We start from the raw sequence: 26,378 nt of genomic DNA, 5'->3' as shown, positions 1-26,378 counted from the left end.
GTACGCGAACCGGTCAGGTGTCCGCTCGCTGGTCCTTGCCCGGGGCGTTGGTCCCGGTGGTGGAACCCGAGAGCTGACGGGCCGTGTTGACCAGCCCGACCATGCTGAACGCCTGGGGCGTGTTCCCCACCTGGCGGCCCAGGCCGGTGTCGTACTCCTCGGCCAGCAACCCCACGTCGTTGCGCAGCCCGAGCAACCGCTCGAACAGCTCGCGGGCTTCACCCGTGCGGCCGGTCGCGTGGAGAGCGTCGGCGAGCCAGAAACTGCACGCCAGGAAGCTGCCTTCGCCGCCGGGCAACCCGTCGACACCGCCGTCGGCGTCGGGGTCGTAGCGCCGGACGAAACCGTCGTGGGCGAGTTCGGCGCGGACGGCGTCCACGGTGCCGCGGACCCGCGGGTCACCGGCGGGCAGGAAGCCGACGCGGGGGATGAGCAGCAGGGCGGCGTCCAGGCCGCGGGAGCCGTAGAACTGGGTGAAGGTGTTGCGGCCGGCGTCGTAGCCGTGGGCGCAGACCTCCTGGTGGATCTTGTCGCGCAGGGCCCGCCAGCGCTCGACCGGGCCGTCGAGACCGTGGGCCTGCACGGTGTGGACCGCGCGGTCGACGCCGGCCCAGGCGAGCACCTTGGAATGGACGAAGTGCCGCCGCGGCCCGCGGACCTCCCACAGGCCGTTGTCCGGCTGGTCCCAGTGGCCTTCGAGGAAATCGAGCAGGCCGCGCTGCAGGTCCCAGGCCGGGTGGGACGTGGGCAGCCCGGCTTCGCGGACCAAGTGGAGCCCGTCGAGGACTTCGCCCCAGACGTCCAGCTGGAACTGGCCGGCCGCGGCGTTGCCGACCCGGACCGGCGTGGAGCCATCGTAGCCCGACAGCCAGTCCAAAGTGGACTCCGGTAGCCGTCGGGTGCCGTCGAGGCCGTACATGATCTGCAGGTCCGCGGGGTCGCCGGCGACGGCGCGGACGAGCCATTCGCGCCAGGCGCGGGCTTCGTCGTGGTAGCCGGTGCCGATCAGGGCCTGCAGGGTGAACGTCGAGTCGCGCAGCCAGCAGTAGCGGTAGTCCCAGTTGCGCGACCCGCCCGGCTGTTCGGGCAGCGACGTCGTCGCGGCGGCGAGGATGCCGCCGGTCGGGGCGTAGGTGAGGGCCTTGAGGGTGATCAGGGCGCGCCGGACCGCGTCCGGCCACTGCCCGTCGTACCGGCAGCGGCCGATCCAGTCCGCCCAGAAGCGTTCCGTGTCGGCGAGGGCGGTTTCGGCGTCGGCGGAGCGCGGACGCGGCCGGTAGGAGGCGTGGTGGGTGAGGACGAAGGGGACGCGCTCCCCGGCGGAGACGGTGAATTCGGCGTGGGTGGCCGGATCTTCGCCGCGCAGCGGCACCGGGGTGCGGACCCGGACCGCGTCCGGGCCGGCCACGGCGACGAACTCGCCGTCCTCGTGCCGGACCCACGGGACGACCGCGCCGTAGTCGAACCGCAGCCGCAGCAGCATACGCATCGGCACCCGGCCGGACACGCCCTCGACGATCCGGACGACGTCGGCGGCCTCCCCGCGCGGGGGCATGAAGTCCAGGACGCGGACGGTGCCCTCGGCGGTGTCCCACTCGGACACCGCGATCAGCGAGTCGCCGCGGTACGAGCGCCGGGTGGCGGGCCCGCCGCTCGCGGGGGCGAGCCGCCAGGTGCCGGCGTGCTCGTCGTGCAGGAGCGCGGCGAAACAGGCGGGGGAGTCGAAGCGGGGCAGGCACAGCCAGTCGATCGCGCCGTCGCGGGAGAGCAACGCGGCCGTGTGCAGGTCACCCAGGAGTGCGTAGTCCTCGATCGGGGGTGCCACGGCGGTCAGTGCTCGTTGTCCAGGTCGATGACGACCTTGACGTCGTCGTCGGCGGCTTCGAAGGCGTCGGCGGCCCGGTCCAGCGGGACCCGCCGGGTGATCAGACCGGTCAGCCAGTCCAGGTCCGCGCGGCCGAGCGCGTCGGCGGCGGCCCGGTAGTGGCGGAGGTTGGCGTTGACCGAGCCGATGACGGCGTTGTTCTCGAGGACGAGCTCGCGGTTGATGGTCCCGGCGTCCACGGTCAGGCTCCGGCCGGCGGGGGAGACGCCGGTCAGGCAGACGATGCCGTACGCGCCGGTCCCCGCCATCGCGTCGAAGACCAGGGAACCGACGCCGGTGGCCTCCAGCACGATGTCGGGCTCGAGCGACGGCAGCACCTTCTCGATCGGCTCGTGGTGGTAGGTCGCGCCGAGCGCCTCGACGAGCCGGGGCTTGGGACCGTCGGTGACGCGGTCGAGGACGTGGACGTCGAGGCCGCGCTGCCCGCCCAGCAGCGCGCCGAGCAGCCCGATCGGGCCCGCGCCGGTCACCAGCACCCGCTTCGGCTCGAACCAGGCGCGTTCCCCGACGCGCTGGATCTGCTCCCAGGCCTTCGCGACGACCGTCGTGGGTTCCATCAGCATGCCGACGTCCCGCAGGCGGGGATCGAGGCGCACGGCGTAATCCGCCTCGACGGTCCACAGTTCACTGCCGTAGCCGTCGATCTCCTTGATGCCGCGCTCGGTGTAGCGGCCGTTGCGGCACATGTCGAACTCCCCGGCCGCGCACGCGCCGCACGGCACCGGGTCGGGCCGCCGGACGACGCCGACGACGAGGTCGCCTTCGGAAAACCCGGCGGCCGCTTCGATCACCCGGCCGAGTGATTCGTGCCCCAGCACCAGGCGCTCCCGGCCGGGTGGTGCCCAGCCGTACTCGCCGCGGGCGATCTCCTTGTCCGTGCCGCACACACCGAGGGCGAGGCCGCGCACGAGCAGTTCGCCCTGTGCCGGCCGTGGATCGGGGACCGTGTCCACCCGCAAGGACCCCGAATGTTCCGGCACGACGGTCAATGCTCGCATTTCTCCGCTCCCTTTCCGCGACGGCCGCTCGGTTGCGGTTTGACGCGCCGGCGGCCCGCAAAACATGCGTGCGGGAAGCAAGGTGCGGGCAAACCGGACGATGCGGCGCAGAAAGGTGCTTCGCCTGCCGGGTGGAGCCGCAGCGCAGCGGCCCCGCCCGGCAGGCGGGCTCAGCCGGCGGCGACGATGCGCCACCGTTGGTTCACGCTGCTGCTGTCACCGTATTGGGCGAGATCGGCACCGCTGCCGGTGCGGCCCATGCCGTCGAGGTACTCCCCGGTGCTGCTGTTGCGGATGCGGACGTTGTCGGCGTCGGTCACCACCGACCACTGCTGGTTGCCGCTGCCGCTCGCCGCGTACTGGCTCACGGCGGCGCCGTTGGTGGTGCGGCCCGCGCCGTCCAGGTAGAGCCCGGTCGCGCGGTTCTTGATGCGCACGCGGTTGCCGGAGTTCTCGATGACCCACTGCTGGTCGTAGCGGCCGGGGTCGCTGCTCGCCTGGCCGGCGGTGGCGCCGCTGGAGGCCCGGCCCAGCCCGTCGACGGACAGGCCGGTGGCGGCGTTGACGATCCGGACGTAGGTGCCGCCTCCGCTGCCGGAGCCCCACGCGTACTGGAGCCGGGCCAGCCCGCTGGGGTTCGACAGGGTCAGCTTGGTGGCGGCGCCGGTTCCGGTGCGGGTGGTCAGGCTGTACCAGTCGCCGTCGCGCAGGCCCGGCCAGTACACGCTGCCCACGCCGAGGCTGCGCAGCTTGGCGCTGACGCCCCGGAGGTAGTCGGCGAAGAACGACCCGCTCGGGATGCTGTAGTCGATGGTGTTGTAGTGGACGCCGTTCTTGCTGCCGGGGGACATCGGGCCGCCCCACTCGGTGACCACGGTCCGGTCCGCGTACGCGCCGATGTAACCGCCGATGTGGTCGGCCCACTCGGTTTCGCTCTCGTAGCCCGCGAAGAACGAGTAGTCGTGGGCCGCCAGCAGCGTCCCGTCGAGCCGGCGGTCGCCGCCGACCGCGGGCACGTTCTGGGCGAGACCGGCCCCGTCGAGGATCACCCGGGCGCGCGGCACACCCGGGTACCGGGACAGCCAGGCGGTGTAGAAGTTGTTCAGGTCACCGGTGCTGTAGCCGTGCGGCTCGTTGATGACCTCGAAGTAGGCGTTCGGGTTGCTGCCGTACTGGGCGACGATCTTGTCCCACATCTGCTGGAACCGGCCGGTGTCCGGCGGCTTGCCACCGGTGTACGCCCAGTACGCCAGGATCACTTTGCCCTTGCCGAGCGCGGTGTCGATCGCCCCGGTGTAGGTGTCCCAGTAGCCGGCGACGGTCGGCTCGTTGACCGGCATCCGGACGGTGTTGGCCCCGCTGATCGAATACAGCTGGCCGATCACCTGATCGGCGGTGGCGGCGGCCGAGGCGTGGGTGTCGGAGGCGCTCAGCCCGGACACGTACAGCACGCCGTTGACGAAGTTGTCCCGCGCGTCGGCCCAGTTGACGCCCCTGAAGCCGGCGGTGGCCGCCTGGGCCTGCTGCGGGACCGCGGTCAGCAGCCCGCCGGCGAGCGCGGACAGCGCCAAGAGCCGCAACGCTTTCGACAGCGTCCTGCGGAGCACGGAGTGGTTCGGCGATCTCATCGGCTCGTTCCTCCCGGATCACGGCGCAGCCGGAATGTTCGAGACACTGGTAACACCCGCGGCCGGGAAGCGGCCAGAGTTCCGAAGCGAAACGCTCAGGATCGGTCAGAAGAGAACACGGCGGTGCCGCATTGAACAGAGGCCTTCTGTTCAATGCGGCACGGCCGGAAAGCGGTCAGCCGAAGTTCACGTCACTGCACCACATGTAGGTCTGGTCCTGGTGCGAAGCCTGCCAGATCGTGAACACGACGTGGTGCCCGCGGTAGCCACCGGAGGTCTGGACGTTGAAGGTGATGTCCTTGGCCGGGGCGTAGCGGCCGGTCTGCGTGATCTGATCGAGGTTGCCCCACCCGAGGCGCTGGGTGGTGGGGTCGAACCCGTTCTTGCTGACGTAGACCCGGATGTAGTCGGCACCGTGGCTGGCCTGGTCGTACAGGTGCATCGAGAAGCTGCTGCCGACGCTGGTGGTCCGCCACTGACCGGGGGTGTTCAGGGAGTTGTTGCGCGAGAGGCCGTTGCTGCAGAGCTGCCCGTCGGGCGTCGAGCCCTGGAAGTTGCCGTGCAGCCCGTCCCGCAGGGCGCTCATCCAGTTCCACATGGTGTCGGCGTTGGCCTGGAAGGCCTGCCAGCACATGGGGTCCTGCTGCTGCATGGCGGGGTTCGTGTGCTGGCTGCCCCAGTCCTTCCAGCATTGGTAGGCGCGGGTCGCGGGACCGACGATGGTCCCGTGCGCCGAGGCGGTGGGCACCCCGACGAACAGGCAGGCCAGCCCGGCGACGACCAGGGCGATGAGGCCCCGTCGTCTGGTATCGGACCCGGAGAAGTTGCGCAAACGCATGGATGAGCCTCCATTCTCGGATTGATCGAGCGGTGGTGGTTCATGTGGGAGCGCTCCCAGGATGGCAGCAGCTTAACCTCGATCCGGACAAAGTTCAACCAAGAGTCGAAAGAGAATTGTGGTTATTCTCTGTCGCCGGGGTTTCGAAAGGAACGGGATTTCCGGCGAAAGTTTCGCGGTGTTCGACGAGCCCGGCCCGGGTGAGCCGGGAGTGCCCCCTCGGACCGGTCCGAAGGGGCATCGCCGGTCACGTGCGGTGGTGCGACGCGTTCACCGGCGGGCAGTGTCGCGTACTTCGGCGGCGAACGGGCGTTGGAGCGGCAGGCGTCCGCCGTCGCGTAATCGTGGAGAATGCGCGGGTCCGGCCCGGGTGAGCCGGGAGTGCCCCTCGGACCGGTCCGAGGGGCACCGCTCGTCACGTGCAGTTGTGCGACGCGCTCACCGGCGAGCCGACGGTGATGTCGACCAGGTTGCCCGTCAGGCCCGGCAGCACGATGTGCACGGCGGTTTCGGCCAGCCCGAAGTCGGCGCCCGCCACCGGTTTCTGCTCGTTGACGACGATCCGGCCGCCGCCGGCCAGCGGGATCGTGCTGTTCGGCTGGGTCGGCACCGTCACCTGCGCGCCGGCGATCGACAGCCTCATCGTCGCCGAACCGGTTGCGCCCGTGCAGGTGCTCGTCGAGGTCGCCGTGAGGCCGGCGATGTCGATCACCGGCAGGCCCGGCAGTCCCACGTGGACGTCGTCGACGTGCACGGTGGCGGAGATCGTGCCCGGCTTCAGGGTCGTGGTGACCTGCGGGCACAGCGCGCGGGCGTTGACCACCAGTACGCCGATCGACGCGGTGCACGGTGTGGTGGTCCGGGACGCGGTGGCCGTGCGGACCGGTCCGGTGTCCGGAGCCGGCCCCAGCTTCAGCGGCAGCAGGGGCAGGTTCACCGAGGCGTCGAGCCCGACGGCCCGTCCGGTGTAGTACTGCAGCCGGGCCTGGGCCGAGTCGCTGGACGGCAGGTAGAACTCGTCGCCGGCGAAGCTTGCCCCGACCGGCACGGTCGCGGTGTCGTTCAGCGGCTGGTCCGCCGACGGGACGTCGCACTGCGCTGTCCCGGCGGTGTCCGTCGTCGCGTCACACGCCTGCTGCGTCGCCCCCTGGCCCAGGGTGAGGTGCACCGCGCGGCCCGCGAGGGGGCCGGTGAGGCGCCCGTTCTCGGTCAGCACGGCGGCCAGGTGCGCGGGCTCGCCGTTGGCGATGTGCTTGGTGCCGGTGTAGCCGAGCTTGGTCGGTGCCTTCGTGATGGTGAAGGGCACGCTCGTGGAACTCGGGAAGTAGCCGGCCGTACCCCCGTAGGAGACGTGCATCGTCGCCGCGCCGGGTGTGTCCGCGATGTCGAGCTGGCAGGACGCGGTACCGGAAGGGTTCACACCCGCGACGCAGCTGCTGCGCCCCAGGGTGAAGGTCACCAGGCCCGCGCCCACCGGGTTTCCTGCACTGGTCACCTTGGCCGACGCGACGACGGAATCGTGGTAGGCGGCCGTCACCGGGCCGGTGTAGCCGACGCTGGTCGCCTTCCGGGACGGCGGCGGCTCCTCCGGCGGTGCCCCCAGTTCGAGCCGCTCGTAGTACGGGTAGAACGAGGCCGCGAGCCGGGCCCGGCTGGTCCCGCTGTTCGCCGCCTCGATCTTCTGCCGGCAGTCGGGGTCCAGGCGCGTTTCGCAACGCCAGTAGAAACCCTGCGCGAACGGAACCGTGAGCTTGTACTGGCCGCTTTCCAGATCCGTGCAGTCCTTCGCGCTGCGGTGCCAGTGGAACAGGATGTTGTGCCGGTGCGCGCCGTAGTTCGCGTACATGACCTGGCCCTTGGGAATGATCGCGTGGAAGGGCAGTTCGACGGTGTAGGTCATGTCGTGCGTCACGCCTTCGGTGATGGTTCCCGACGCGGACGCCTTGAACTGCCCGACGGCGAATTCCGCGCCGACGGTGGCGGTCGTCGACGCCGTGATGTGCGAGCCGACGCCCTTCGTCACCTTCCAGTCCCACGGACCGGCGAGGCCTTCGGTGCTCTGCTGCGTGTCCTGGATCTTCGTCCAGTCGTCTTCGAGGACCTGGTCGACCCGCATCTCGAGCGGGTCGGGATCGCAGACACCGTCGGTCAGCGGCGTGTCCCAGAGCTGCTCGTCCAGGCCGATCGGCGTGTAGGCGTGCACCCCGTGTTCGCCGACGGCGGTCACGGCCAGCAGCGTCTTCCGGTTCCCGACGACGTGTTCGCCGCCGCCACCCCACTGCTGGAACTCGCTGTTGCTGCACTCCAAGGTGTACACGTCACCGGCGTTGTTGCTGTCCAGGCACCGGCCCGTCCGGACGTTCACCAGCGTGTGGCCGACGGCTTGCCAGTGCTGGTAGTAGTTCCTGGCCCCGCACGGGTTGAGGTAGACGTTCCCGTTGTAGTCGCTGTCGAGGCAGTTGTGGTTTTCGCGATTCACGATGGTGGCGACCACGGAATCCCCGATCGCGTTGTCGCTCGATTCGGCCGCGGCGGCCGGCTGCACCATGGTGGCGATCAATGCCGCCACGGCGGCCAAAACAATGGCCGCCGACAGGCGTTTCCGATAAAACAATGCCACTACCCCCTAGTGGACGATATTCAGTTAGCGCACGACAGTGGAATGTGTGCTTGTTCCCCCATGCGCCCCCGGCCGGGCCCCTCGTCCGGCAGTACCAGGCAACGCGCGAGCACGCCGCCGGTCAACACGGTTCCGGCGCTTCCACCCGGATGGACCAGCGCACCGGCCCGGATGCCGGAACGCCCCGCTCGGTTAGGCTGCCGGTGACCAGGACATCGGGAGGGGCCGATGACAGAGGCCGTGGCGGGGCGACGACGGCGGTGGCCGGTGTGGGGCGCGGCGCTGGCCGTGGTGGTGCTCGGCGCCGCGTTCGCGGTGCTCGACCGGCCGTGGCTCAGCCCGTGGTGGCCGGGCCGGCACGAAGCGGTGGCGCTGCCCGCGGTCTGTCCGCCGCTTCCCGGCCTGCCCGCGGCGGGAGCGCCGGCTCGCGTCACCGGCCCCGGTGACGTCGAAGGCGCCGACTGCGTGTGGGGCGGGTCTTCGCCGGTCGAGGCGCAGTTCTCGTTGTTCCGGCGGGCGGGGAACCGCAGTGGCACCGGGGAAGCCGAAGCCGAGGCCGCGTCTCGGGTCACCCGGTATCTCGGGCCGAAGGCGGGCTTTGCGCTCGGCGCGGACACCCCGGTGGGCGGGATCGGCGACGAGGCGAGGATCAGCGCGCACGGGAGCCTGGTCGTGCTCGTCGCCCGCAAGTCCAATGTGGTCTTGGTCGTGAACGGCACTTCGCCGGGGCGCGGCGAAACCGAGGCGGCCGTCACCGGTTACGCGCGGACGCTGCTGGACCTGGTCCGGCTGTCCTAGCCGGCGGGCCGACGTCCGGCGGGGCGCGGCCACTGCTGTCCACAGTGGACGGCAGTGGCCGCGGCCTCGTCAGAACAGCCCCAGCTGCCGGTAGACGACCGGGCCGAGGGAGATGTTCAAGCCGTACCAGATCGCCACGGACGCGCCCGCGCAAACCAGGGCGCCCAGCAGTGCCGCCGCCATGTTCCAGCCGGCCTCGCACAGCGACTGCTGCAAGGCGTAGAAGTAGCAGCCGCCGAGCAGCAGCGGGCCGAGGAACGGCAGCACCGACACGACCAGCCCGACCACCACCTCCAGTCCGCTGAGGTCGTCGAACTGCGCCAGGTAGTGGGCGAAGACCGAGGAGAACGTGAAGACGATCGCGCCGGCGAGGGTCACCACCGCGGCCGTGGCGAGGATCCTTGGCGTGCCCGAGGATCCCGGCGCCGGTGCCGTCCTGGCCCGCAGTGCTTTCACCGCCTTTCCGAGGCTGCTCATGTAGAAGCCGGAGCAGGCGAGGCCCAGGCTGTAGGTGAAGAGCTTGTCGTCGCCGCCGCGCAGGTGCAGCTTGAAGGCGAACACCCCGGCCACCACCCCGAGGACCGCCAGGACCAGAGCGACCAGCGCGTTCCGGTCCGGCGACGCGCTCGCCGCGTCAGCGGACATGGCCGAGCGCTTCTTCGATCGCGTTCTTCAGCTGGACGAACTGCGCCGATTCGCGGCCGGTGAAGATGATGGCGTGCGCGTCCTTGATCGCCTCCATGAACGCCGGGCGCATCGGCGTGCCCGCCAGGGGCGGCTGGCCGGTGTTGATGCGGAAGTAGCCGTTCTTCATCGCCACCGCCGGGCTGAACTCGATGTAGCGGATGGCGCGCAGCGGCACCGACATCTCCGATTTGCCGGATAGAATGCTGCCCAGGCCGCGCGGAGGCCGGATCGTGACGGCGGTGCCGTCGAATTCCACACTGCCGCGTTTGGTGGTCACCAACATTGCTTCGTCCTTTGCGTGGGTCGATTCCGGGCACCCGAACCGGGTGTGTACCGAAAGTAATGAATATCCGACCCCGCCTCCAGGACAACTGTCCCGCCCCGGTCAGGGAAACCGGCGGCGCACGGCGTCGTCGAGGAAGAACTCCCAATTCCGGTTCGCGTACCGGACGACTTCGTTGAGCGGCTTGCCCGCCTGGATGCCGGGATCGAGGGTGAGGAGCTCGGCGAGCAGCTCGGGCATCAGGTTGCCGATCGTCCGGCGGGGGTGGCCGGTGAGTTCGGCGATCTCTTCCCGGGAATGCGCGCCCAGTGCGACGGCCCGCCAGATCGCCCGGTGTTTTTCTTCGCGGAAAATCGTGCGCGAAATCGGGTGCCCGTGGCTGCCCGGCAGGTACGCGCTGAGCACCGGGTCGACGTGGGGACGGCCCGCCGCGGCGGCGGCGATCGCCGCGTTGAGCACGTCGGCCTTCCCCGTGCCGGAACTCTTGGAGCAGAACGCGCGGATCCCGAGTTCTTCTTCGGCGTACAGCAGGTGCAGCCTCCGGTTCGCCTCACCGGAGGTCCACAGCACGATCCCGCTGGGCTCCGGGCGGGCGAGGAAGTCGGTCACCGCGGTCAGCCCGGTGACGAGCAGCCGGTCGCGGGTCGGCCGCACCCGGCGGCCGAGCCGGCGCCGGTCGAACTCCAGGCTCAGGTGCTCGAACAGCAGGTCCACCACGACGACGTCGAACGGGCCGGTCAGGCTCCGCGCTTCGAGCGGGTCCCGTGCCCGCTGCACGTCGTGGCCGTGCTCGTCGCGCAGCTGCTGGGCGACCGGCCCGGCGAGCTGGGTGGTGTCCTCGATGAGGAGTACTCGCATCTTCGTCTCCGTCGTCCGGCCTATCGCAGGGGCAGGCTGAGGCGCATGCCGGTCTCACCGTCGTCGGTGAAGTGCTCGAGGTCGCCGCCGAGCCGGCGCGCGTCGGCGCGGAGGCGGTGCAGGCTCCGGGCCGGGTCGTCGAGCACGGCCGGGTCGAAACCCGGCCCGTTGTCGGCGACCTCGACGGTCACGCTCATGAAGTCGTGCACCGCGCAGCGGATGCGGACCGTGTCGCCGCCGTGCACGACGACGTTCTTGAGCAGGTCGCCCAGTGCCCTGCTGATCAGCGCCCCGATCGGCCGGACGACCGTGAGCGCGCCGACCCGCGGGCTCTCGGCGATCTTCAACCGCCCGGTGAAGGTGCGGGTCCGCTCGCTGATCACGACGGCCAGGGGGATCTGGTCCCGGATGAACAGCATGTCGATCCGCCGGTCGCTGACCGCCTGCTCGAGCTCCTCCAGCTTCTCGAGCATCGCCGGGATGGCGGGCTGTTCCGCGCGGACCGCCGCGAGGCCGGCCTTGACGTGCGAATGCAGGAAGTTGAAGAACTCGTCGTAGCTCTGCCGCAGGGTTTCGGCCTGGCGGCCGACCGCGACCCGGCAGACGGCCACCGCGGCCCGGCCGATCAGGTAGCCGACCACGAGCTGCAGCTGCCCGGCGACGATCGCGGTGAAGTTCCCGGCCGTCGGGTGCTCGGTCATGAGCAGCAGCAGGACGATCGGCTCGGCGACCGGCACCGCCACGATCAGCGTCTCGACGACGACGCGGGCCGTCAGCGCGAGCGGGATCACCTGCACGTACATGGTCAGGAAGGTGATGGTCGGCGCGGCGTAGTTGCACAGGGGCGTGCAGGCGCCCACCCCGTACCGGTCGGGCGCGGTGAGCAACGCCGCCAAGGCCGGGAACGCAAGACTCTGCAGGCACGGCAGCCACAGCCACTGCCGCCCCATCGCGAAGGGGCTGCGGCGCTTGAGGAACAGGACGGCGACCGGCAGGTGCGCGAGCGAGAGGCCGAGGACGACGTTCCTGGCCACCGGATCGGCGTAGGGGTCGACCAGCGCGCTGATGAACGACCCGAGGAACTGGAACAGGACGCCGGCCGACTGGAGCTTGGCCACGATCGCGAGCGTGGTCGTCCGGGTCGCTTCCCCGTGCCACCGATCGGCGTCGAGCACGCCCTCCGGCGATGGTTCCACGAGGCGGCTCCCGCTGGTGACCTGGTGAGCGTCGGACCAGCCGATCATCCTGCGTGAGGGCCCGCCCGTCACGGACAACTGTCCCGGCCCCGCTCTCGCGGTTGCTGTCGCCGTCCGGGCGGGCGGCGTTACCCGCCGGACGCGGGAACCCCTCCGGCCCGGGGGTTCCCGCGCGGGGCCTCAGCCCTTGGCGGTCAGGTCCAGCAACCGGCCGGTGAGGTCGAGGTGCTCTTCCACGCTGCCGGTCAGGTAGGTGAGGTCGACGAACGTGTGGTCCGGGGCGACGAGTTCGACGATCTTGGTGACCGATTCGGCGATGGCCTCCGCCGCCGTGCCGGGGTCGGCGTTCACCCGCAGCGCCACCCCGAGCGCCCGCGGGTCACGGCCGGCCCGCTCGGCGTCGGCGCGGAGCTTGGCCAGGGTGGAGGTGATCACGTCGGCGGGGAACTGCTCGGGCACCGACCAGACGGGGAGCCAGCCGTCCGCCCGCTCGGCGACCCGGCGCAGCGCCTTCTCCCCGAACCCGGCCAGGTGGACCGGCGGCTTGCGCACCGGCTTCAGCGCGACGTGGGTCTCCGCGACGGTGTAGCCGACGCCTTCGTGCGACACGGTGTCCTTGGTCCACCACGTCTCGAGGAGGTCGAGCAGGTCGTCCAGCCGCTTGCCGCGCTCGGCCATCGGCACCCCGACGGCCGCGTACTCGTCGGGCGACCAGCCGATGCCCAGCCCGGGCAGCAGCCGTCCGTTGCTCGCCACGTCGATGCTGGTCAGCAGCCGGGCGAGGTTCGCGGGCTGGTACTGGGTGGCGTTGATGGTGCTCGACCCGAGCACGGCGGTCTCGGTCACGGCCGCGGCGACGGCCAACGCGGCGAACGGGTCCTGCGCGGTGTGGAACTCCTCGGGCATGGTGTCGTAGCCCGGGTAGGGCACAACCGGATCGACCGGCGACAGCAGGCGGTCGCCGACCCAGAGACCGGCCGCGCCGGCCCGTTCCGCCTCGCGCGCGTACCGCGCGATCCCGCCCGGCGTGGCCGCCGCCTTGCCGAACACCGGAAGGCTGAAACCCAGTGGCATAACTTCTCCCCTGCAGAGTGAACGGACCATTTCGGTCCTGCTGCCACTACTACCCGCATCTAGTTGCTCGTTCAAGTACCGGTGCGGCGGCCCCGCCGGCCGGATCGCCGGATGGCGGCGGAAGATTTCTCCGCGGCCGTGTCGATCCACGGGCCGCTCGTTCGACCTGACGGTGCGAGAGCCGAGAGGCGGCCTCCCCGGACGAGGAGATTGTGTTGCCGAAGTACATGCTGATCATGCGGGGCACCGACGAGTCGAACGCGGCCATGCTGGCGGACATCGACGCGATGATGGCCACCAGCCGCCAGTTCATCGAGGACCTGTTCAAGGCGGGTGTCTACGTCGCGGCCGAAGGGCTGGACGACCCCGCCCAGGGCGTCGTCGTCGACTTCGGCGGCGAGACCCCGGTGGTCACGGACGGGCCGTACGGCGAAACCAAGGAACTCTTCGGGGGTTTCTTCCTCATCGACGTCGCTTCGAAGCAGGAGGCGGTCGAGTGGGCCAAGCGGGTCCCGGCGGCCCCCGGGGCCAAGGTCGAGGTCCGGCGGGTGCCCGGCAGCGAAGAGACCCCGGGCGACAGCGGCGGCCGGGTCTGATGGACGCGGCCGACGTCGAAGCCGTCTGGCGGATCGAGTCGGCGCGGATCGTCGCCGCGCTGACCCGGTTCACCGGCGATTTCGGGCTGGCCGAGGACGCGGCCCAGGAGGCGGTGGCCGAGGCACTCGTGTCGTGGCCGCTCGCCGCCCCGGCCAGCCCGGCCGGCTGGCTGATGGCCACGGCCCGGCGGCGGGCGATCGACGCGATCCGCCGCCGGACCGCCCTCCGGGACCGCTACCCCCTGCTGGCGGCGGGCGAAGAAGCCGGCTCCGGGGAGGTCGACCCCGACCGGATCGACGACGACGTGCTGGCGCTGATGTTCATCAGCTGCCACCCCGTGCTCTCACCCGAGGCCCGGGTGGCCCTGACCCTGCGCGTGGTCGCCGGCCTGTCCAGCGAAGAGATCGCCCGCGCGTTCCTCGTCCCCGTGCCGACGGTGCAGGCCCGCATCACCCGCGGCAAGAAAACGATCGCCGCGGCCGGCGTGCCGTTCGAGCTGCCGCCGGCCGCCGAACGCCGGGAGCGGCTCGGCGGCGTGCTCAGCGTCCTCTACGTGATCTTCACCGAGGGGTCGACAGCCACGTCGGGCGACCGGCTGCTGCGCCCCGACGTGGCGTACGAGGCGATCCGGCTGGCCCGCACGCTGGCCGCGCTGCAGCCGGCCGAGCCGGAGGTGCACGGCCTGCTCGCGCTGTGCGAGCTGACGGCGGCGCGCTTCCCGGCCCGGACCGGCCCGGACGGGGCACCGGTCCTGCTCGAGGACCAGGACCGGCGCCGCTGGGACGTCTCGGCGATCAGCCGCGGGCTGGCCGCGCTGGCCAAGGCGGCACCCCGCGGCCTCGGCCCGTACGGCCTGCAGGCCGCGATCGCCGCGGCCCACGCGGCGGCCCCGTCGGTCGGGGAGACCGACTGGGACCGGATCGTGCTGCTGTACGAGGCACTGGGCCGGGTCGCGCCCTCCCCGGTGGTCGAGCTCAACCGCGCCGTCGCCGTGGCCATGGCCTCGGGGCCGCAGCACGGCCTGGCGATGGTGGACGAGCTGGTCGCCGCCGACCGGCTCCCGGGTTCCCACCTGGTCCCGACGGTCCGCGGCGAGCTGCTGACCCGGCTCGGCCGGCACCGGGAGGCGCGCGCCGAACTGGAGCTGGCGGCCCGGCTGTGCACCAACGAGCGCGAACGTTCGGTGCTGCTGCGCAAGGCGGCCGCGCTGGACTGACTCCTCGAGACGTGGCCGCCGGGTCCGTCGTCGGGACGGCGTCCGGATCCGCTTCAGCCACTTGAGCAGCAGGGCGGTCTCCTCGCGCTCCAGCGACCTCCGGTGTGAGGCACGCGGCGAAAACCGCGTCGCGCACCCGGTGCGAGAGGCCCGGATCGCTGTAGCGGGCGGGCTGGGAAAGCATGCTCAGCGCGACGCCGACGGGATCGCTTGGGTCGCTTCGGCCGCAGGGATCCGGAGCGCGCCGGCGGCCGCGCAGCGATCGAGGGCCCGGGTCAGCAGCTCGAAGATCCGGCAGGCGGGTGCGGAGGTCCTTGGTCTTCGCGGCCGTGCCCAGTCGGTTCGCTTCCTCGCTCGCCGGCTGCGGGGTCACCGGCCGCCGGTGTCCTCCGGGGCGCTACCGGTGAGAACTCTGCCTGACGAGGCGGCCGCACAGCGACGCGGCGACGATGGAGACACCCAGCAGCGCGACGCTGCCCACGACGTCGAGCACGTAGTGGTTCCCGGTGGTGATCACGTCCGCCGTCATGAGCAGCGGGAACACCCACGCCAGCAACGCCAGGCGGGGGTGCGCGCCCCGCAGCGCCGACCACACCGCGTAGGCGCACCACAGCGACCAGCCCACGTGCATGCTGGGCATGGCCGTGTAGTGGGTGGGGTTCGTCCAGCTCTGCAGGTGCAGGAAGTCGTAGGCGGCCACGACGTCGACCGCACCCGGCAGCGCGAACCGCGGCGGCGACATCGGCACCGCCCAGTAGACGGGCAGGACGAGAACCATCATCGCGACCATCGTCCGGCGGACCCGGCGGTAGACGTCGCCGTGCCGGACGAACACCCACAGCAGCGTCCCGGCGACCACCACGTAGTACAGCCGGTACAAGTACACCGCCGGCCGGCCGAGAACCGGATTTCCGGCCAGCCACCGGTTCGCGCTCAGCTCGATGTCGAGGTGCACCGCGTGTTCCGCGGACTGCAGCGCCAGCGCATGGGCGGTGGCGGCCGCGAAGTCCTTGCCCACAGCGGCGTCGAGCCGCGCGAAGAGCAGGAACCACAGCAGCAGGAAGACCAGTTCGCCGAGCGCACGGGGACGCCCGCCGTCCCGCGCGGTCACCACAGGCCGGGGAGGACGAGCGTGCTCTCCCGCGGTTCGGCCTGCCCGGTCTCGACGAGGTCGGCGGCACGGGCCAGGAACGCGGTGAGCGACGGCGCTTTCGGCTCGCCCAGGTCGGGCACGTTGGGGCGGAACACGACCTGGCCGGCGACGCCGCGCTCGCCGGGATCGAGGTCCAGCAGGTAGCAGTCGCCCTGGAACGCGAGGAAGGGCAGCCAGGACTCCGACCACACGCTCCAGCGGTGGAAAGCGGGTTGCTCGACGGGCGTGGCCAGGTCGCCGACGGCGTCGGTCAGCATCCGGTGCATCCCGATGATTTCGTCGACGGTCAGGAAGTGGTGGTAGTTGAGCGGGCCGTGCAGCTGATCGGGATCGTCCTGGCCGTCCGACGCACGCAGCAGCGCACCCAGTTCGGCCGGCAGGGTGAGCCCGGTCGCGGCGGCGAGCCGTTCGAGATCCTGCTCGCTCGCGCCGGGCCGGAACGGCGCGGTCCCGGGCAACCGCCGCTCGACGGCGGCTCGCAACCGCGTGAACTCACGGGCGGTCTGGTTCATGGCCGCCAGTCTGCCGCACGGACCGGGTAATCCGATTGCCCGAGGGCGCCGCCGGTCCGATCATGGGGCGGTGTCCGGAGACGTGTGGCTCGAAGAGGTGAAAGCGGGGCTTTGCGAGGCCTTCACCTGGCGCGGAGACCGCACGGACCGGCATCGGTACGCCGACGTGACGGGGTGGTGGCGTCGTCCCGAGCTGCTCGGGAAACTGGGCCCCGCGCTGGCGCGGCTGTTCGCCGGCAAGCAACCCACCGTCGTCCTCGGGCCGGAATCCCGCGGTTGCCTCCTCGGGCCGCTGGTCGCGCTGTCTCTCGACGTCGGGTTCGTCGAAGTGCGCAAGCACGAGGCGGCCTCCGGCGACAGCGATGCCTGGCTGCGGCGCACCACCCCGCCCGACTACCGGGACCGCCACCTCCGCCTCGGTTTCCGCAAGCAGCTGGTCGACGGCGGCGATCGCGTGCTGTTCGTCGACGACTGGATCGAAACCGGCGGCCAGGCCCACGGTGCCCGCCTCCTCACGCAGGATGCCGAAGCCACCTGGCTCGGTGCCGCGACCGTGGTCGACGCCTTGGACAGCAACCAGGTCCGGCGGCAGCTGAACGTCCGGTCGTTGCTGCACATCCGGGAGCTCTGACCCCCGGCGCGCGGGAAGGGGCCCCAGCCGGTGGCTGGGGCCCCTCCTCGAGCCGAGCTCCGGTCGGGTGGCTAACGCTGCAGCGTCAGGACACCCGGCCGCCACGGGAGCTGGTCGTACGGGCCACTGGCGGAGGGGGACTTGCCCTGGTAGAGCAACTGCAGGTTGCACGGGTCGATGGTCTTGGTCTGGTCCGGGTTGGTGCGGACCAGGTCGCCGTGGCTGATGTCGTTGGTCCAGGTGGCACCGCTGTTGGCCTTGCCGGCGAAGGGGTTGCTTTCGCTGGCGGCCTGCGGGGTCCACGACCCGCCGAGGCTGCTGGAGGTGAACGAGCGGAAGTAGCGCCCGTTCGCGCCCATCGCCTCGACGATCATCAGGTACTGGTTCTGGCCCTGGACCTTGTAGACCTCGACCGCTTCGAACAGGTTGGCCTGCGTGTCGCTCATGATCGTCGTGTACGACGAGCCGAAGCTGCCCGGGAAGTTCCCGATCGGCATGCTCGCCCGGTAGATCTTTCCGTTGTCACCGGCGAAGAACAGGTACATGTTCGAGCCGTCGGCGATCAGGGTCTGGTCGATCGGGCCGGTGCCGGAGCCGGAGATGCTGCCCGTGAACAGCGGCTGCGGCGACGACCAGCCGTTGGGGTTGGTCGGGTCGCTCGACGTGCGGTAGATGAAGGGCCAGGCACCCCACTGGTAGGCGAGCACCCAGATGTTCTTCGGCGCGAAGTAGAACAGCGTGGGCGCCACCGTGGCCTGGCTCATCCCGTTCTGGCCGGCCGAGGCCATGTCGGACCAGTTCGTGAAGGGGGTGAAGGCCATCGAGCCGTACGACGACCCGGAGACGTTCGACGCGTAGACGAGGTGCTTGCCGTTGTAGACGACGTTGGTGAAGTCCTTGAGCGAAACCCACCCGTTCTTCGGCTGGGCCAGCACCCCCGACGACGACCAGCGGTACGTCGAGGGGAGGGAGCAGCCGCCTCCGCCGGTCGTGGTCGTCGTCGGCGTGGTCGGTGTGGTCGACAGGCCCGTCCACTTCTGGTTGGTGCCGCCGTGGCACGTCCAGAGCTGCACCGCGGTGCCGCTGGCGGTCGCGGCGCCCGCGACGTCCAGGCAGAGCCCGGACTGCACGCCGACCACCGAGCCGTCGGAGTTCAGCCGCCACTGCTGGTTGGCGCCGCCGTGGCAGGTCCAGATCTGCAGCCGGGTCCCGGTGGCGGTCGCGCTGCCGGGCACGTCCAAGCACTTGTTGCCGTACACCGTCAGCAGGCCGGCCGTCGTCGACGTCCACTGCTGGCTCGCGCCGCCCGAGCAGTCGGAGATCTGCACGGAGCTGCCGTCGGCCTGGCCGGCGTTCTGGACATCCAGGCACCGGCCCGAACCGGTGCCGTGCAGTGCGCCGGTGACGTCGGCCAGTGCCGTGTCGGCCCCCAGCGTCACCGCCACCCCCACGGTGGCCGCGACTGTCGCCGCCGCGGCGAGCACGGCGATTCTCCTGCGGCTGGTACTTCCTCTGTTCATGACGACCTTCTCCCAGTCAGCTTCCGGTCCGCTTCTGGTGGCTCCGGCTGTTATCGCTAACATTCGTCGCGTCAGCCTGTACGCCCGGGAGAACAGTTGTCAATGCGCACGCCTGGTCGCCGGGAAGACCGGCGCCGTCCTGGGCGACCTTGCCACTTCAAGGCCACGATCGTGAGTCCACAAAGGACGGTAGAGTCGTGAAATTTACATGCCGGCGTCGAATCTTGAACGAGCGATCCAGATAGCCTACGGTGGGGTTCGTGGTCAGGACGCGCCAATTCGACACCGACGCGGCGGTGAGCCGGGCGATGGAGCTGTTCTGGTCGCGCGGCTACGAGGCGACCTCGGTGCGGGACCTGACCCGGCACCTGGGGATCGGGCAGGGGTCCTTGTACGCCGCGTTCGGCGACAAGGACGGGCTGTACCGGGCGGCCTTGGAGCACTACCGGACCACCCTCGCGGCGGCCGCGCCGGAAAGCCTGCAGGGCGGGACCGACGCACGGTCGGCGATCCGGGCGATGCTGGTCGAGCGCCTCCGGATCGCCGCGGCGGACGCCGGCCGGGGCTGCCTGGCCGTCAACGCCGCCTGCGAGCGGCTGCCCGCCGACGCGGCGACCCGGCGCACCGTGCGGGACATGCAGGACGCCGGCCGCGAGGCGCTCGCCGAAGTGCTGCGGGTCGCGGTGGAGCGGGGCGAGATCGCGACGCGGCAGGACCCGGGCACGCTGGCCGCCTTCCTCGTCACCTTCCTCAACGGCTTGCTGGTCTCCGCCAAGATCACACCGGACGTGCGAGCGCTCGAACCCCTCGTGGAGGTCGCCCTGGGAGTTCTCGGCTGATCTTTTGCGCCCGGTACACCGTCGTCGTCACCGGTCACGTCTTCGACGCCGGTCACGACCTCGCCGAGGAAGTACCCGCCGAGGTGGCCGGCGCCGTCCTGGAATTCCGGCGGAACTGCCGCACCCACGGCCACACCGCGGCGATCACCTCGTCGCGACGGCCCCCGGCACAACCAGTCCCGTTTCGTAGGCCATCACGACGGCCTGGGCTCGGCTGCTCAGCCCGAGTTTCGCCATCACCCGGTTCAGGTGCGTCTTCACCGTGCCCTCGGTGATGGTGAGCAGCCGGGCGATCTCCCCGTTCGCGATGCCGGTCCCGACCAGGCGGAGGATCTCGCATTCGCGGTCGGTGAGCCGGCCGAGCCGGGCCCGGGGCGGGCCGGAACCCCGCAGCGGCGTCCGGTGCCGGACGAACGTCTCGATCAGCCGCCGGGTGACGACCGGGGCGAAGAGCAGGTCCCCGGCGGCGACGGTGTGGATCGCCGACAGCAGGCGCGCGGGTTCGGCCTCCTTGAGCAGGAAGCCCGCGGCGCCGGCGGCCAGCGCGTCGTAGATGTATTCGTCGAGGTCGAAGGTGGTGAGGATGAGGATCCGCGGCGGCGGCCCGGCGGCATCGGCGAGGATCCGGCGCGTGGCGGCGATCCCGCTCAGCCCCGGCATCCGGACGTCCATCAGGACGACGTCGGGACCGGTGGCCGCGCACGCGGTGACGGCTTGTTCGCCGTCGGCCGCTTCGCCGACCACGTCGAGATCCGGCGCCGCGTGCAGCAGTGCCGCGAGGCCGGCGCGCACGAGCGGCTGATCGTCGACGACGAGTACGGAGACCATGTGGAGTCGTCCTCCCCCGGTGGGACTCTTCCGCTGCGGTATGGACTTTCGCTCACTGCCGGGGCAGCGGGATGGTCAGCTCCACGGCGAACCCCCCATCGGGCCGCGGCCCCGCGGTGAGAGTTCCACCGTACAACTTCGCGCGCTCCCGCATCCCGGTAAGACCAAATCCGCCGGTGCCGGTCCGGCCCGCCGGTGCACCGTCGTTGCGGACCGTCGCGCGCAGCACCCCCGGTTCGCGGCGCACGGTGATCTCGGCCCGGCACCGGCCGGCGTGCTTGAGCACGTTGGTCAGCGCCTCCTGGACGACCCGGTACACGGCGAGCTGCAGCCCGGACGGCAGGGTGGCCAGCTCGCCGCCGGTGGTCAGCTCGACGTCGACCCCCGCCGCCCCGGCCCGATCCGCCAATGCCGGCAGCAGGTTCAGGCCCGGCGCGGGATGGGGCGCTTCGACGGCGTCTTCCAGGTCGGACTCGCGCAGCAGCACGAGCAAGCGGCGCATTTCGTCGAGCGTTTCCCGGCTGGTGGCGCCGATCGTGCCGACGGCCGTCCGAGCCGTCTCGGGATCGGAGTCGAACACGTAGCCCGCGAGACCGGCCTGCATGGAGATCATCGACATGTGGTGCGCGACGACGTCGTGCAGTTCGCGCGCAATCCTGAGCCGCTCCTGGCCGACGGCGTGCTCGATGTTCCGCCGCTGTTCGTACTCCAGCTGCGCGGTGGCTTCGGCGAGTTGCCGGTTCCGCTGCTCCAGCTGCCGGGAGACGTTGCCCAGCGCCCAGGCCACCGCGGGCACGGCGACGGCCTGGGCGAGGGTCGCGAACAGCGGCGCGTGCAGCGCCAGGCTGCTGGCCACCATCACCCCCGCCGCCACCCCCGCGCCGATCGCCGTCACCCGGGGCGGTTTCAGCGCGGCGAGGCTGTAGAACGCCACGATCGGGCTCCACAGGTGCAGGCCCGGCAGGTAACCCTGCCCCGCGTAAACGACGTACGCCGCCGCGGACGTGAGCAGGACGGTCATGGGTGCGGCGCGGCGAGCGGCGAGCGGGAGGCAGATCAACCCGGTGAGCGCGTACGCCCAGCCGTCGAACGGCCGGTGCCCCTCGGCCCGGAACAACCCGCCGACGAGCCCCATCAGCGCCAGCAAGGTCAGCGCCATCGCCAGGTCCACGACGCGGGGATCGCGTCGCGCGAAGTCGATCCGGTGCACTGCCCGACAGTAACCACCACCGCGGCCGCTCGCGTCCCCCTTGGGGCGTACCCCCGTGGTTGACGAACAGGCCGGGCCTACCCCTGCGGTGATCGCGGAAATGTCTTACCGGTGCCGGACGCTCCGGGGCCGCGATCTCCGTAGCGTTCTTCGGGCACCGGCCGCGGGAAAGCGGCCGCGGAGTGAGGGGAAAGCGATGACGAAGACGATCAAGTTCCTGGCCGGCGGGGTGCTCGCGGGGATGGTCCTGCTGCCCACGGGTACGGCGGTCGCGAAGTCCGCGTGGGCCTACGACGGGAACAAACTGGTCGCCCACGCGTGGGCGCCCGCCATGAACGACAAGGGCCGGATCGCCATCAAGGACAGTGCGGCCGGCAACTCGGTGAAGGCCGAGTACTACCGGTCGGGCAGCGACACCAAGCGCACCCTGTGGAACAAGTCGGGTAAGAACGCGACGGTCTACTCGACCTCGGGCAGCAAGGTCTTCAAGTTCCAGGCGTGCGAGGACATCGACTGGGGCGGCGACCACTGCTCCGGCTACGTCTGGGTCGACTGACGGTTCCGTCCGCCGGGCGGCCGTCACAGACGGCCACCCGGCGGCTCCCTCCGGCGAACAGGAAAGGCAGGCCCGTGATGGCCGGCGATGTGGTCTCCCCGAGGTTCCGGTTCTTCGCGCTGGTGCTCGCTTCGTTCGGCCTCGCCTTGGCGATGCTGTCCGTCGTGGCGGTGCTCGCCGTGCAAGAAGGGCGGGCCGGCCGGGAATACGCGCGCGGTCCGGTGATCGCCGATGACGGCGGCGGCGTCGTCGCGCTGTGGCAAGGCGTGCGTGACGCGATCGGGCGGACGCCGCACGACGTCGTCCTCCTGGAGCCGCTGACCCCGTCGGCGCCGCCACCACCCGGCCTGAGCCGGTGGCCCGCACCGGGTGAGGTGTTCCTGTCCCCGGCGCTGGCCGGCGCCGGCAGCGCGGAACACGTCGAGACCCGCTACGGCCGGTACGCCGGCGCCATCGGGGACGCGGGGCTGCTCTCGGGCTCCGAGCGGCTGGCCTACGTGCGGCCCGCGACCGCGCCCCCCGAAGCCGAACGTCCGAACTGGCTTCCCATCACGGGTTTCGGCGCGGAGACCGTCTTCGGGGACAGCACGGATGCGGCGCCGACGACGTTCCTGCTCGCCCTCATCATCCTGCTCGTCCTGCCCGCGCTGTGGCTGGTCGCCACCGCTGTCCGGTTTGGACAGTCGCGGCGGGACGCGGTGCCGCCGGTGCTCGGGGGAGTGGCGCTCGCCGTCGCCGTACTGGCCGTCGCGATGACGACGCAGCTGCGCCTGCCGGTGACGGGGTACGTCCTCGACCCGGCCGACCTGCGGGCGGCGTGGCCGTTCTTCGCCCTCGCGATCCTGCTCGCGGCAGCGATCCCGGTGGGGCTGACGGGCATCGTGCGCCCTCCGCGCCTCCGGCAGCGGAGCCGGCGCTGGCCCGCCGCCGCCCTGGGCGCGGCGATCGTCGCCGCCGCGGGTTCTTACCTTCCCGGCGAAATCGGCCCGCTGGTCTTCCTGGCGGGAGCCGCCGGGCTGTGGGTGTGCCTCCCGCGGGCCGCGGCCTCGCTCCTCCAGCGCCACCCGACGCGCCACCCCGCGGTGTTCACGCGTTCCCTCACCGCCGTCCTCGTCGGCGTCACGCTGGTCACCGGGCTCCAGATCTGGACCAGCCGGACCGGCGGGCCGGCGGAGGCCGCGGAAGCCATCCAGCGCCGCAGCGGGGACAGCGTGCTGGTCGTCGACTCCGCCCAGCCGAGCCCGGAGCGCATCGGTGCCTTCGTGGCGCGGCTGCCCGCCGGGAGCACGGTCCTGGCGCTGCGGACCGAGGACGGGTACGAAGGCGGGGACGTCACCCTCACCGGCTCCTGCGAGGCGGTCCGCGCGGTCGGGGGCAGCTGCGCCGCGGCCGGCGGAAAACTGCCGATGGGCGTCACCGCGGGCGAAAGCCTGCTCGCCTGGTACGGCACCGACACGAAGATCACCGTCGGGCCGGTCACCCAGACCCCGCGCTCGCTCGTCGTCGTCGCCCCGCCGGGCCACAAGAACGACGTCAAACGGGCCGCGCACGCGACGCTGCTCACCCCCGAGGCCGGCACGCCGGGGGAGACCTGGTTGCTGGGCCGGCACGGTACCGAGGTGGAGGCCGGGTGGCTGTGGCTGCTCGCCGCGGCCGGCTTCGGCTACCTGCTGGCGGCGACCGCACTGCAGAACGCGCGTGACGTCCTGCGCCGCGGAGCAGCCTGGTCCGCCGTCCGCCACTCGGCTTCGGCCGTCGGAGCCGGCGTCGTCGTCGCGGCCTGGCTGGGAAGCCTGCTGGTGGCGGTGCTGCCCCAGGCGGCGTTCCCCGCGGAGGCGGTCCTCGCCGCGGCGGCGGTGTCCACGGTCCTCATCCCGCTCGCCGGTCACCTGAACCGGGCGCGGACAGGCGTAAGAGCCGTGGGACCCGGGTAGTAGTTTCCTGCACGATCGAGGGGAGCGGACACGGTGGCACGTCTTCATGTCGGTTGCGCGATGTGGACCCACAAGGCGTGGCCGGGGCGGTTCCTGCCGCCGTCGCTGCCGGCCAAGGAGCGCCTGCGCGCCTACGCCGGCTGGTGCAACGCGGTCGAAGGCAACACCACGTTCTACGCGACTCCCGCCCGCGCCACCGTCGCGACCTGGGCGCAGCAGACCGGCCCCGACTTCCGGTTCGTGGTCAAGGTGCCCAAGACCGTCACGCACGAGCGCCGGTTCGTCGCGGTCGAGACCGAGATGCGGACTTTCCTGGACGCGATCGAACCCCTCGGTGACCGGGCGGTCCTGTGGACCCAGCTGCCGGGTTCGTTCGGCCCTTCGGACGTCGACGCCCTCACCCGCTTCCTGCGCCGGCTGCCCGCCGACCGCCGTCGAGCGGTGGAGGTCCGCCACCCGGCGTTCTTCACCGACGCCGAATCGGCATCGCTGCTGGAGGGCGCCCTCACCGGCGTGGGCACCGAGTGGGTCCCGTTCGACACGACGGTGTTCTTCCGGAGCCCACCGGTCACCGAGATGGAGCGGGAGACGTGGACCAGGAAGCCGAGACTGCCCCGCCGCACCCGGGCCTTGACCGCCCACCCGATCATCCGCTACCTGGGCCGTGACGCGGCCGACCGGACGATCGAGGGCTGGCAGCCGTGGACGGAGGTGGTGGCGGGCTGGCTGGCCGAGGGCCGATCGCCGACGGTGTTCGTGCACACGCCCGCCAACGACGAGGCCCCGGAACTGGCTCGCCGCTTCCACGAGGACGTGCGTGCACTGGTGCCGGATCTCGAGCCCCTGCCGGAGCCGGAGCCGGTGGAGCCCGCGACTCTGTTCTGAGCGCCGGCCTCCGTTCGGGGTGGTTTCCGGCACCCTTTCCGCTTCGCGCTCGGTGACGTGCGGCGGCGGCTCGAACGCCCGGTCGGTCTCGTGACGGTCGTGCTCAACTTCGACCGGGGACTGCGCTTGACGAGCACCTCCAGCGCTGCCCCGACACCGCGCTCGCTCACCTCGCTGGTGTCCACCGTGGCGACCGACGCCGCCGTGGGAGCCACGGTGAGCAGCCCGCTCGCGACCGCCACGACTGCTGCAGCGGCCGATCCCGGGCGCCACCGGCGACGCCGCCTCGCAGGGCGCACAAAACAGGGGGAGCGGAAGACGGCGGGGAGCTGATCGGCGGTGCAGGCTCAATGTGGACCGTGAACGACGACGCCCCCGCCGTCAAGGGGAACCGGAAGGTGCCGGCTCCGCTACTCGAACACCCCGTAGCCCGCGACGGCGTGGGCCCGGACGCCGTCCATGTCGAGCTCCACGCCGATGCCCGGGGTGTCGGGAAGCGTGATGTAGCCGTCCTTGACGATCGAGCCGCTTCCGTCGGGGGCGTGGACGTAGCTGTCCCACACGGCTCGCTCCTCGAGGGCGTGCCATTCCTGGACGAAGAAGTTGGGGATCGCTCCGCACTGGTGTGACGTGGCCATCGTGCCCAGCGGCGTCGACACCAGGTGCGGTGCGAACGGGATGTAGTGCAGCTCCGCCAGGTTGGCGATCTTCTTGGCCTCGGCGAGACCGCCGCACTTCGGCACGTCCGGCTCGATCACGTCCACGGCGCCGCGTTCGAGCAGCTCGCGGAATCCCCAGCGCAGGTAGAGGTTCTCGCCCGCGCAGATCGGCGTGCGGGTCTGCGCGCGCACCCGCACCAACGCGTCGACGTTTTCCGCCGGCAGCGGCTCCTCGAGCCACATCAGGCGGAACGGCTCGAGCTCCCACGAGATCCGGCACGCGCTCGGCACGTCGTAGCGGGCGTGCAGGTCGATGGCCAGGTCGATGTCCGGCCCGATCGCTTCCCGGACGGCGGCCACGCGCTCGACCATCGAGCTCAGCTCGGCGGCGTTGATCGTGTGGTTGAAGGTGTCGAACTTGGCCGGGTGGTGCAGGTTGTCGATGTCGAACTTGATGGCGGTGAAACCCTCGGCGACCATCCGCTGGGCCCGGTCGACGCACCCGGCGATCGAGCCCGCGGGGTCGTCGCCGTCGCCGCAGTCGGCGTAGAGGCGGATCCGGTCGCGGAACTTCCCGCCGAGCAGCCGGTGGACCGGCTGGCCCGCGGCCTTGCCCGCGAGGTCCCACAGCGCGATCTCGATCCCGGACAGGGCAATCACGAACACCCCGCCCTGGGAGCCCGCGAAAACGTTGCTGCGGCGCAGCTTCTCCCAGCACCGCTCGACGTTGCGCGGATCTTCGCCGATCAGGAGGGGGGTCAAGGAGTTGATCACCCCGACGACGGCGCCCGCGCCCGCGTCGGGATTGGCCTCGCCGAACCCGCTGAGGCCCTCGTCGGTGTCGATCCGCACCAGGGTGGCCTGACCGTGGTAGGCCACCACGGCCGTCGTCACGTTCACGATCCGCATTGCTCTCCCGCCGCCGGGTAGTGCCGAAGAACGGACTGTCGCGAAGTCCAACTTGTCCTATAAG

At 71.3% G+C, this 26,378-nt stretch carries 24 protein-coding genes; 8 read left to right on the top strand and 16 right to left on the bottom strand.

The genetic code is table 11. The features are described 5' to 3' along the window. Window positions 1-13: 13 nt before the first annotated feature. The 5 genes from Q5425_RS37700 to Q5425_RS37680 all read right to left on the bottom strand — a co-directional run bounded on the left by Q5425_RS37700 (window position 14) and on the right by Q5425_RS37680 (window position 7,918). Entirely contained in the window at window positions 14-1,825 is a 1,812-nt protein-coding gene (locus Q5425_RS37700; protein WP_308677182.1) for a glycoside hydrolase family 15 protein, read from the bottom strand. A gap of 5 nt (window positions 1,826-1,830) precedes the next feature. Next, entirely contained in the window at window positions 1,831-2,883 is a 1,053-nt protein-coding gene (locus Q5425_RS37695; RefSeq protein ID WP_308677181.1) for a glucose 1-dehydrogenase, read from the bottom strand. Window positions 2,884-3,053: 170 nt separating this feature from the next. Beyond that, a complete protein-coding gene (locus tag Q5425_RS37690) occupies window positions 3,054-4,511 on the bottom strand; it encodes an RICIN domain-containing protein (protein WP_308677180.1) in 1,458 nt (485 codons plus the stop codon). Window positions 4,512-4,686: 175 nt separating this feature from the next. Then, entirely contained in the window at window positions 4,687-5,349 is a 663-nt protein-coding gene (locus Q5425_RS37685) for a lytic polysaccharide monooxygenase (RefSeq protein WP_308677179.1), read from the bottom strand. A gap of 415 nt (window positions 5,350-5,764) precedes the next feature. Continuing rightward, window positions 5,765-7,918 carry a choice-of-anchor P family protein gene (locus tag Q5425_RS37680; RefSeq protein ID WP_308677178.1) on the bottom strand — a complete coding sequence of 718 codons (2,154 nt, stop codon included), beginning with the start codon at window positions 7,916-7,918 and terminating at the stop codon, window positions 5,765-5,767. A gap of 279 nt (window positions 7,919-8,197) precedes the next feature. Between Q5425_RS37680 and Q5425_RS37675 the strand changes: the two genes are divergently transcribed. Next, complete coding sequence (locus Q5425_RS37675) at window positions 8,198-8,767, top strand: hypothetical protein (protein ID WP_308677177.1); 570 nt, start codon at window positions 8,198-8,200, stop codon at window positions 8,765-8,767. A 69-nt stretch (window positions 8,768-8,836) separates the two neighbouring features. Here the strand turns inward: Q5425_RS37675 and Q5425_RS37670 are convergent, their stop codons facing one another. The 5 genes from Q5425_RS37670 to Q5425_RS37650 form a co-directional block, all read right to left on the bottom strand. Next, window positions 8,837-9,412: a hypothetical protein gene (locus Q5425_RS37670; RefSeq protein ID WP_308677176.1), complete on the bottom strand. Its 576-nt coding sequence runs from the start codon at window positions 9,410-9,412 to the stop codon at window positions 8,837-8,839. After that, window positions 9,402-9,731: a DUF4429 domain-containing protein gene (locus Q5425_RS37665; RefSeq protein ID WP_308677175.1), complete on the bottom strand. Its 330-nt coding sequence runs from the start codon at window positions 9,729-9,731 to the stop codon at window positions 9,402-9,404. Before Q5425_RS37665 ends, Q5425_RS37670 begins: the two co-directional genes overlap by 11 nt. A 108-nt stretch (window positions 9,732-9,839) precedes the next feature. Next, on the bottom strand, window positions 9,840-10,595 hold the full coding sequence (locus Q5425_RS37660) for a hypothetical protein (RefSeq protein ID WP_308677174.1): 756 nt from the start codon (window positions 10,593-10,595) through the stop codon (window positions 9,840-9,842). A gap of 20 nt (window positions 10,596-10,615) precedes the next feature. Next, a complete protein-coding gene (locus Q5425_RS37655) occupies window positions 10,616-11,791 on the bottom strand; it encodes a hypothetical protein (RefSeq protein WP_308677173.1) in 1,176 nt (391 codons plus the stop codon). A gap of 180 nt (window positions 11,792-11,971) precedes the next feature. Then, window positions 11,972-12,865, bottom strand: a complete 894-nt coding sequence (locus Q5425_RS37650; protein WP_308677172.1) for a TIGR03619 family F420-dependent LLM class oxidoreductase — start codon at window positions 12,863-12,865, stop codon at window positions 11,972-11,974. Window positions 12,866-13,080: 215 nt separating this feature from the next. Here Q5425_RS37650 and Q5425_RS37645 point away from each other — a divergent pair, with 215 nt between their 5' ends. Beyond that, window positions 13,081-13,461 (top strand): YciI family protein, encoded by a 381-nt coding sequence (locus Q5425_RS37645; RefSeq protein ID WP_308677171.1) that lies wholly within the window; start codon window positions 13,081-13,083, stop codon window positions 13,459-13,461. Beyond that, window positions 13,461-14,678, top strand: a complete 1,218-nt coding sequence (locus tag Q5425_RS37640; RefSeq protein ID WP_308677170.1) for a DUF6596 domain-containing protein — start codon at window positions 13,461-13,463, stop codon at window positions 14,676-14,678. Before Q5425_RS37645 ends, Q5425_RS37640 begins: the two co-directional genes overlap by 1 nt. 397 nt (window positions 14,679-15,075) lie before the next feature. Here the strand turns inward: Q5425_RS37640 and Q5425_RS37635 are convergent, their stop codons facing one another. Together Q5425_RS37635 and Q5425_RS37630 are read right to left on the bottom strand one after the other, a co-directional pair. Further along, a complete protein-coding gene (locus tag Q5425_RS37635; RefSeq protein WP_308677169.1) occupies window positions 15,076-15,789 on the bottom strand; it encodes a phosphatase PAP2 family protein in 714 nt (237 codons plus the stop codon). Beyond that, on the bottom strand, window positions 15,786-16,343 hold the full coding sequence (locus Q5425_RS37630) for an SMI1/KNR4 family protein (RefSeq protein WP_308677168.1): 558 nt from the start codon (window positions 16,341-16,343) through the stop codon (window positions 15,786-15,788). Before Q5425_RS37630 ends, Q5425_RS37635 begins: the two co-directional genes overlap by 4 nt. 70 nt (window positions 16,344-16,413) lie before the next feature. Here Q5425_RS37630 and Q5425_RS37625 point away from each other — a divergent pair, with 70 nt between their 5' ends. Next, on the top strand, window positions 16,414-16,974 hold the full coding sequence (locus Q5425_RS37625; RefSeq protein WP_308677167.1) for a phosphoribosyltransferase family protein: 561 nt from the start codon (window positions 16,414-16,416) through the stop codon (window positions 16,972-16,974). Window positions 16,975-17,045: 71 nt separating this feature from the next. On the opposite strand, the gene Q5425_RS37620 is transcribed toward Q5425_RS37625, so the two are convergent. Then, the gene (locus Q5425_RS37620) at window positions 17,046-18,494 is read right to left on the bottom strand and encodes a non-reducing end alpha-L-arabinofuranosidase family hydrolase (RefSeq protein ID WP_308677166.1); all 1,449 of its coding nucleotides are present in this window, start codon (window positions 18,492-18,494) and stop codon (window positions 17,046-17,048) included. Between the two features lie 260 nt (window positions 18,495-18,754). Between Q5425_RS37620 and Q5425_RS37615 the strand changes: the two genes are divergently transcribed. Beyond that, a complete protein-coding gene (locus Q5425_RS37615) occupies window positions 18,755-19,333 on the top strand; it encodes a TetR/AcrR family transcriptional regulator (protein ID WP_308677165.1) in 579 nt (192 codons plus the stop codon). Window positions 19,334-19,477: 144 nt separating this feature from the next. Here Q5425_RS37615 and Q5425_RS37610 read toward each other — a convergent pair whose 3' ends face one another. After that, entirely contained in the window at window positions 19,478-20,161 is a 684-nt protein-coding gene (locus Q5425_RS37610; RefSeq protein WP_308677164.1) for a response regulator transcription factor, read from the bottom strand. A 52-nt stretch (window positions 20,162-20,213) separates the two neighbouring features. Further along, window positions 20,214-21,371 carry a sensor histidine kinase gene (locus Q5425_RS37605; protein WP_308677163.1) on the bottom strand — a complete coding sequence of 386 codons (1,158 nt, stop codon included), beginning with the start codon at window positions 21,369-21,371 and terminating at the stop codon, window positions 20,214-20,216. Between the two features lie 196 nt (window positions 21,372-21,567). Between Q5425_RS37605 and Q5425_RS37600 the strand changes: the two genes are divergently transcribed. From Q5425_RS37600 to Q5425_RS37590, 3 genes are all read left to right on the top strand, one after another. Continuing rightward, on the top strand, window positions 21,568-21,927 hold the full coding sequence (locus tag Q5425_RS37600; RefSeq protein WP_308677162.1) for a hypothetical protein: 360 nt from the start codon (window positions 21,568-21,570) through the stop codon (window positions 21,925-21,927). Between the two features lie 77 nt (window positions 21,928-22,004). Continuing rightward, window positions 22,005-23,861: a hypothetical protein gene (locus tag Q5425_RS37595; protein ID WP_308677161.1), complete on the top strand. Its 1,857-nt coding sequence runs from the start codon at window positions 22,005-22,007 to the stop codon at window positions 23,859-23,861. Window positions 23,862-23,921: 60 nt separating this feature from the next. Beyond that, the gene (locus Q5425_RS37590) at window positions 23,922-24,746 is read left to right on the top strand and encodes a DUF72 domain-containing protein (protein WP_308677160.1); all 825 of its coding nucleotides are present in this window, start codon (window positions 23,922-23,924) and stop codon (window positions 24,744-24,746) included. A 410-nt stretch (window positions 24,747-25,156) separates the two neighbouring features. Here Q5425_RS37590 and Q5425_RS37585 read toward each other — a convergent pair whose 3' ends face one another. Further along, entirely contained in the window at window positions 25,157-26,314 is a 1,158-nt protein-coding gene (locus tag Q5425_RS37585) for a mandelate racemase/muconate lactonizing enzyme family protein (protein ID WP_308677159.1), read from the bottom strand. Window positions 26,315-26,378 lie beyond the last annotated feature (64 nt).

Source organism: Amycolatopsis sp. A133, assembly GCF_031082405.1.
GTDB lineage: Bacteria > Actinomycetota > Actinomycetes > Mycobacteriales > Pseudonocardiaceae > Amycolatopsis.
This window is presented reverse-complemented; position numbering and strand designations above follow the sequence as displayed.

Excerpts from the sequence above, each read along its gene's own strand:
- Q5425_RS37695 (WP_308677181.1), bottom strand. The coding sequence starts at position 2,883 with ATGCGAGCATTGACCGTCGTGCCGGAACATTCGGGGTCCTTGCGGGTG.
- Q5425_RS37690 (WP_308677180.1), bottom strand. The coding sequence starts at position 4,511 with ATGAGATCGCCGAACCACTCCGTGCTCCGCAGGACGCTGTCGAAAGCG.
- Q5425_RS37685 (WP_308677179.1), bottom strand. The coding sequence starts at position 5,349 with ATGCGTTTGCGCAACTTCTCCGGGTCCGATACCAGACGACGGGGCCTC.
- Q5425_RS37675 (WP_308677177.1), top strand. The coding sequence starts at position 8,198 with ATGACAGAGGCCGTGGCGGGGCGACGACGGCGGTGGCCGGTGTGGGGC.
- Q5425_RS37670 (WP_308677176.1), bottom strand. The coding sequence starts at position 9,412 with ATGTCCGCTGACGCGGCGAGCGCGTCGCCGGACCGGAACGCGCTGGTC.
- Q5425_RS37660 (WP_308677174.1), bottom strand. The coding sequence starts at position 10,595 with ATGCGAGTACTCCTCATCGAGGACACCACCCAGCTCGCCGGGCCGGTC.
- Q5425_RS37650 (WP_308677172.1), bottom strand. The coding sequence starts at position 12,865 with ATGCCACTGGGTTTCAGCCTTCCGGTGTTCGGCAAGGCGGCGGCCACG.
- Q5425_RS37640 (WP_308677170.1), top strand. The coding sequence starts at position 13,461 with ATGGACGCGGCCGACGTCGAAGCCGTCTGGCGGATCGAGTCGGCGCGG.
- Q5425_RS37630 (WP_308677168.1), bottom strand. The coding sequence starts at position 16,343 with ATGAACCAGACCGCCCGTGAGTTCACGCGGTTGCGAGCCGCCGTCGAG.
- Q5425_RS37620 (WP_308677166.1), bottom strand. The coding sequence starts at position 18,494 with ATGAACAGAGGAAGTACCAGCCGCAGGAGAATCGCCGTGCTCGCCGCG.
- Q5425_RS37610 (WP_308677164.1), bottom strand. The coding sequence starts at position 20,161 with ATGGTCTCCGTACTCGTCGTCGACGATCAGCCGCTCGTGCGCGCCGGC.
- Q5425_RS37600 (WP_308677162.1), top strand. The coding sequence starts at position 21,568 with ATGACGAAGACGATCAAGTTCCTGGCCGGCGGGGTGCTCGCGGGGATG.
- Q5425_RS37595 (WP_308677161.1), top strand. The coding sequence starts at position 22,005 with ATGGCCGGCGATGTGGTCTCCCCGAGGTTCCGGTTCTTCGCGCTGGTG.
- Q5425_RS37590 (WP_308677160.1), top strand. The coding sequence starts at position 23,922 with ATGTGGACCCACAAGGCGTGGCCGGGGCGGTTCCTGCCGCCGTCGCTG.
- Q5425_RS37585 (WP_308677159.1), bottom strand. The coding sequence starts at position 26,314 with ATGCGGATCGTGAACGTGACGACGGCCGTGGTGGCCTACCACGGTCAG.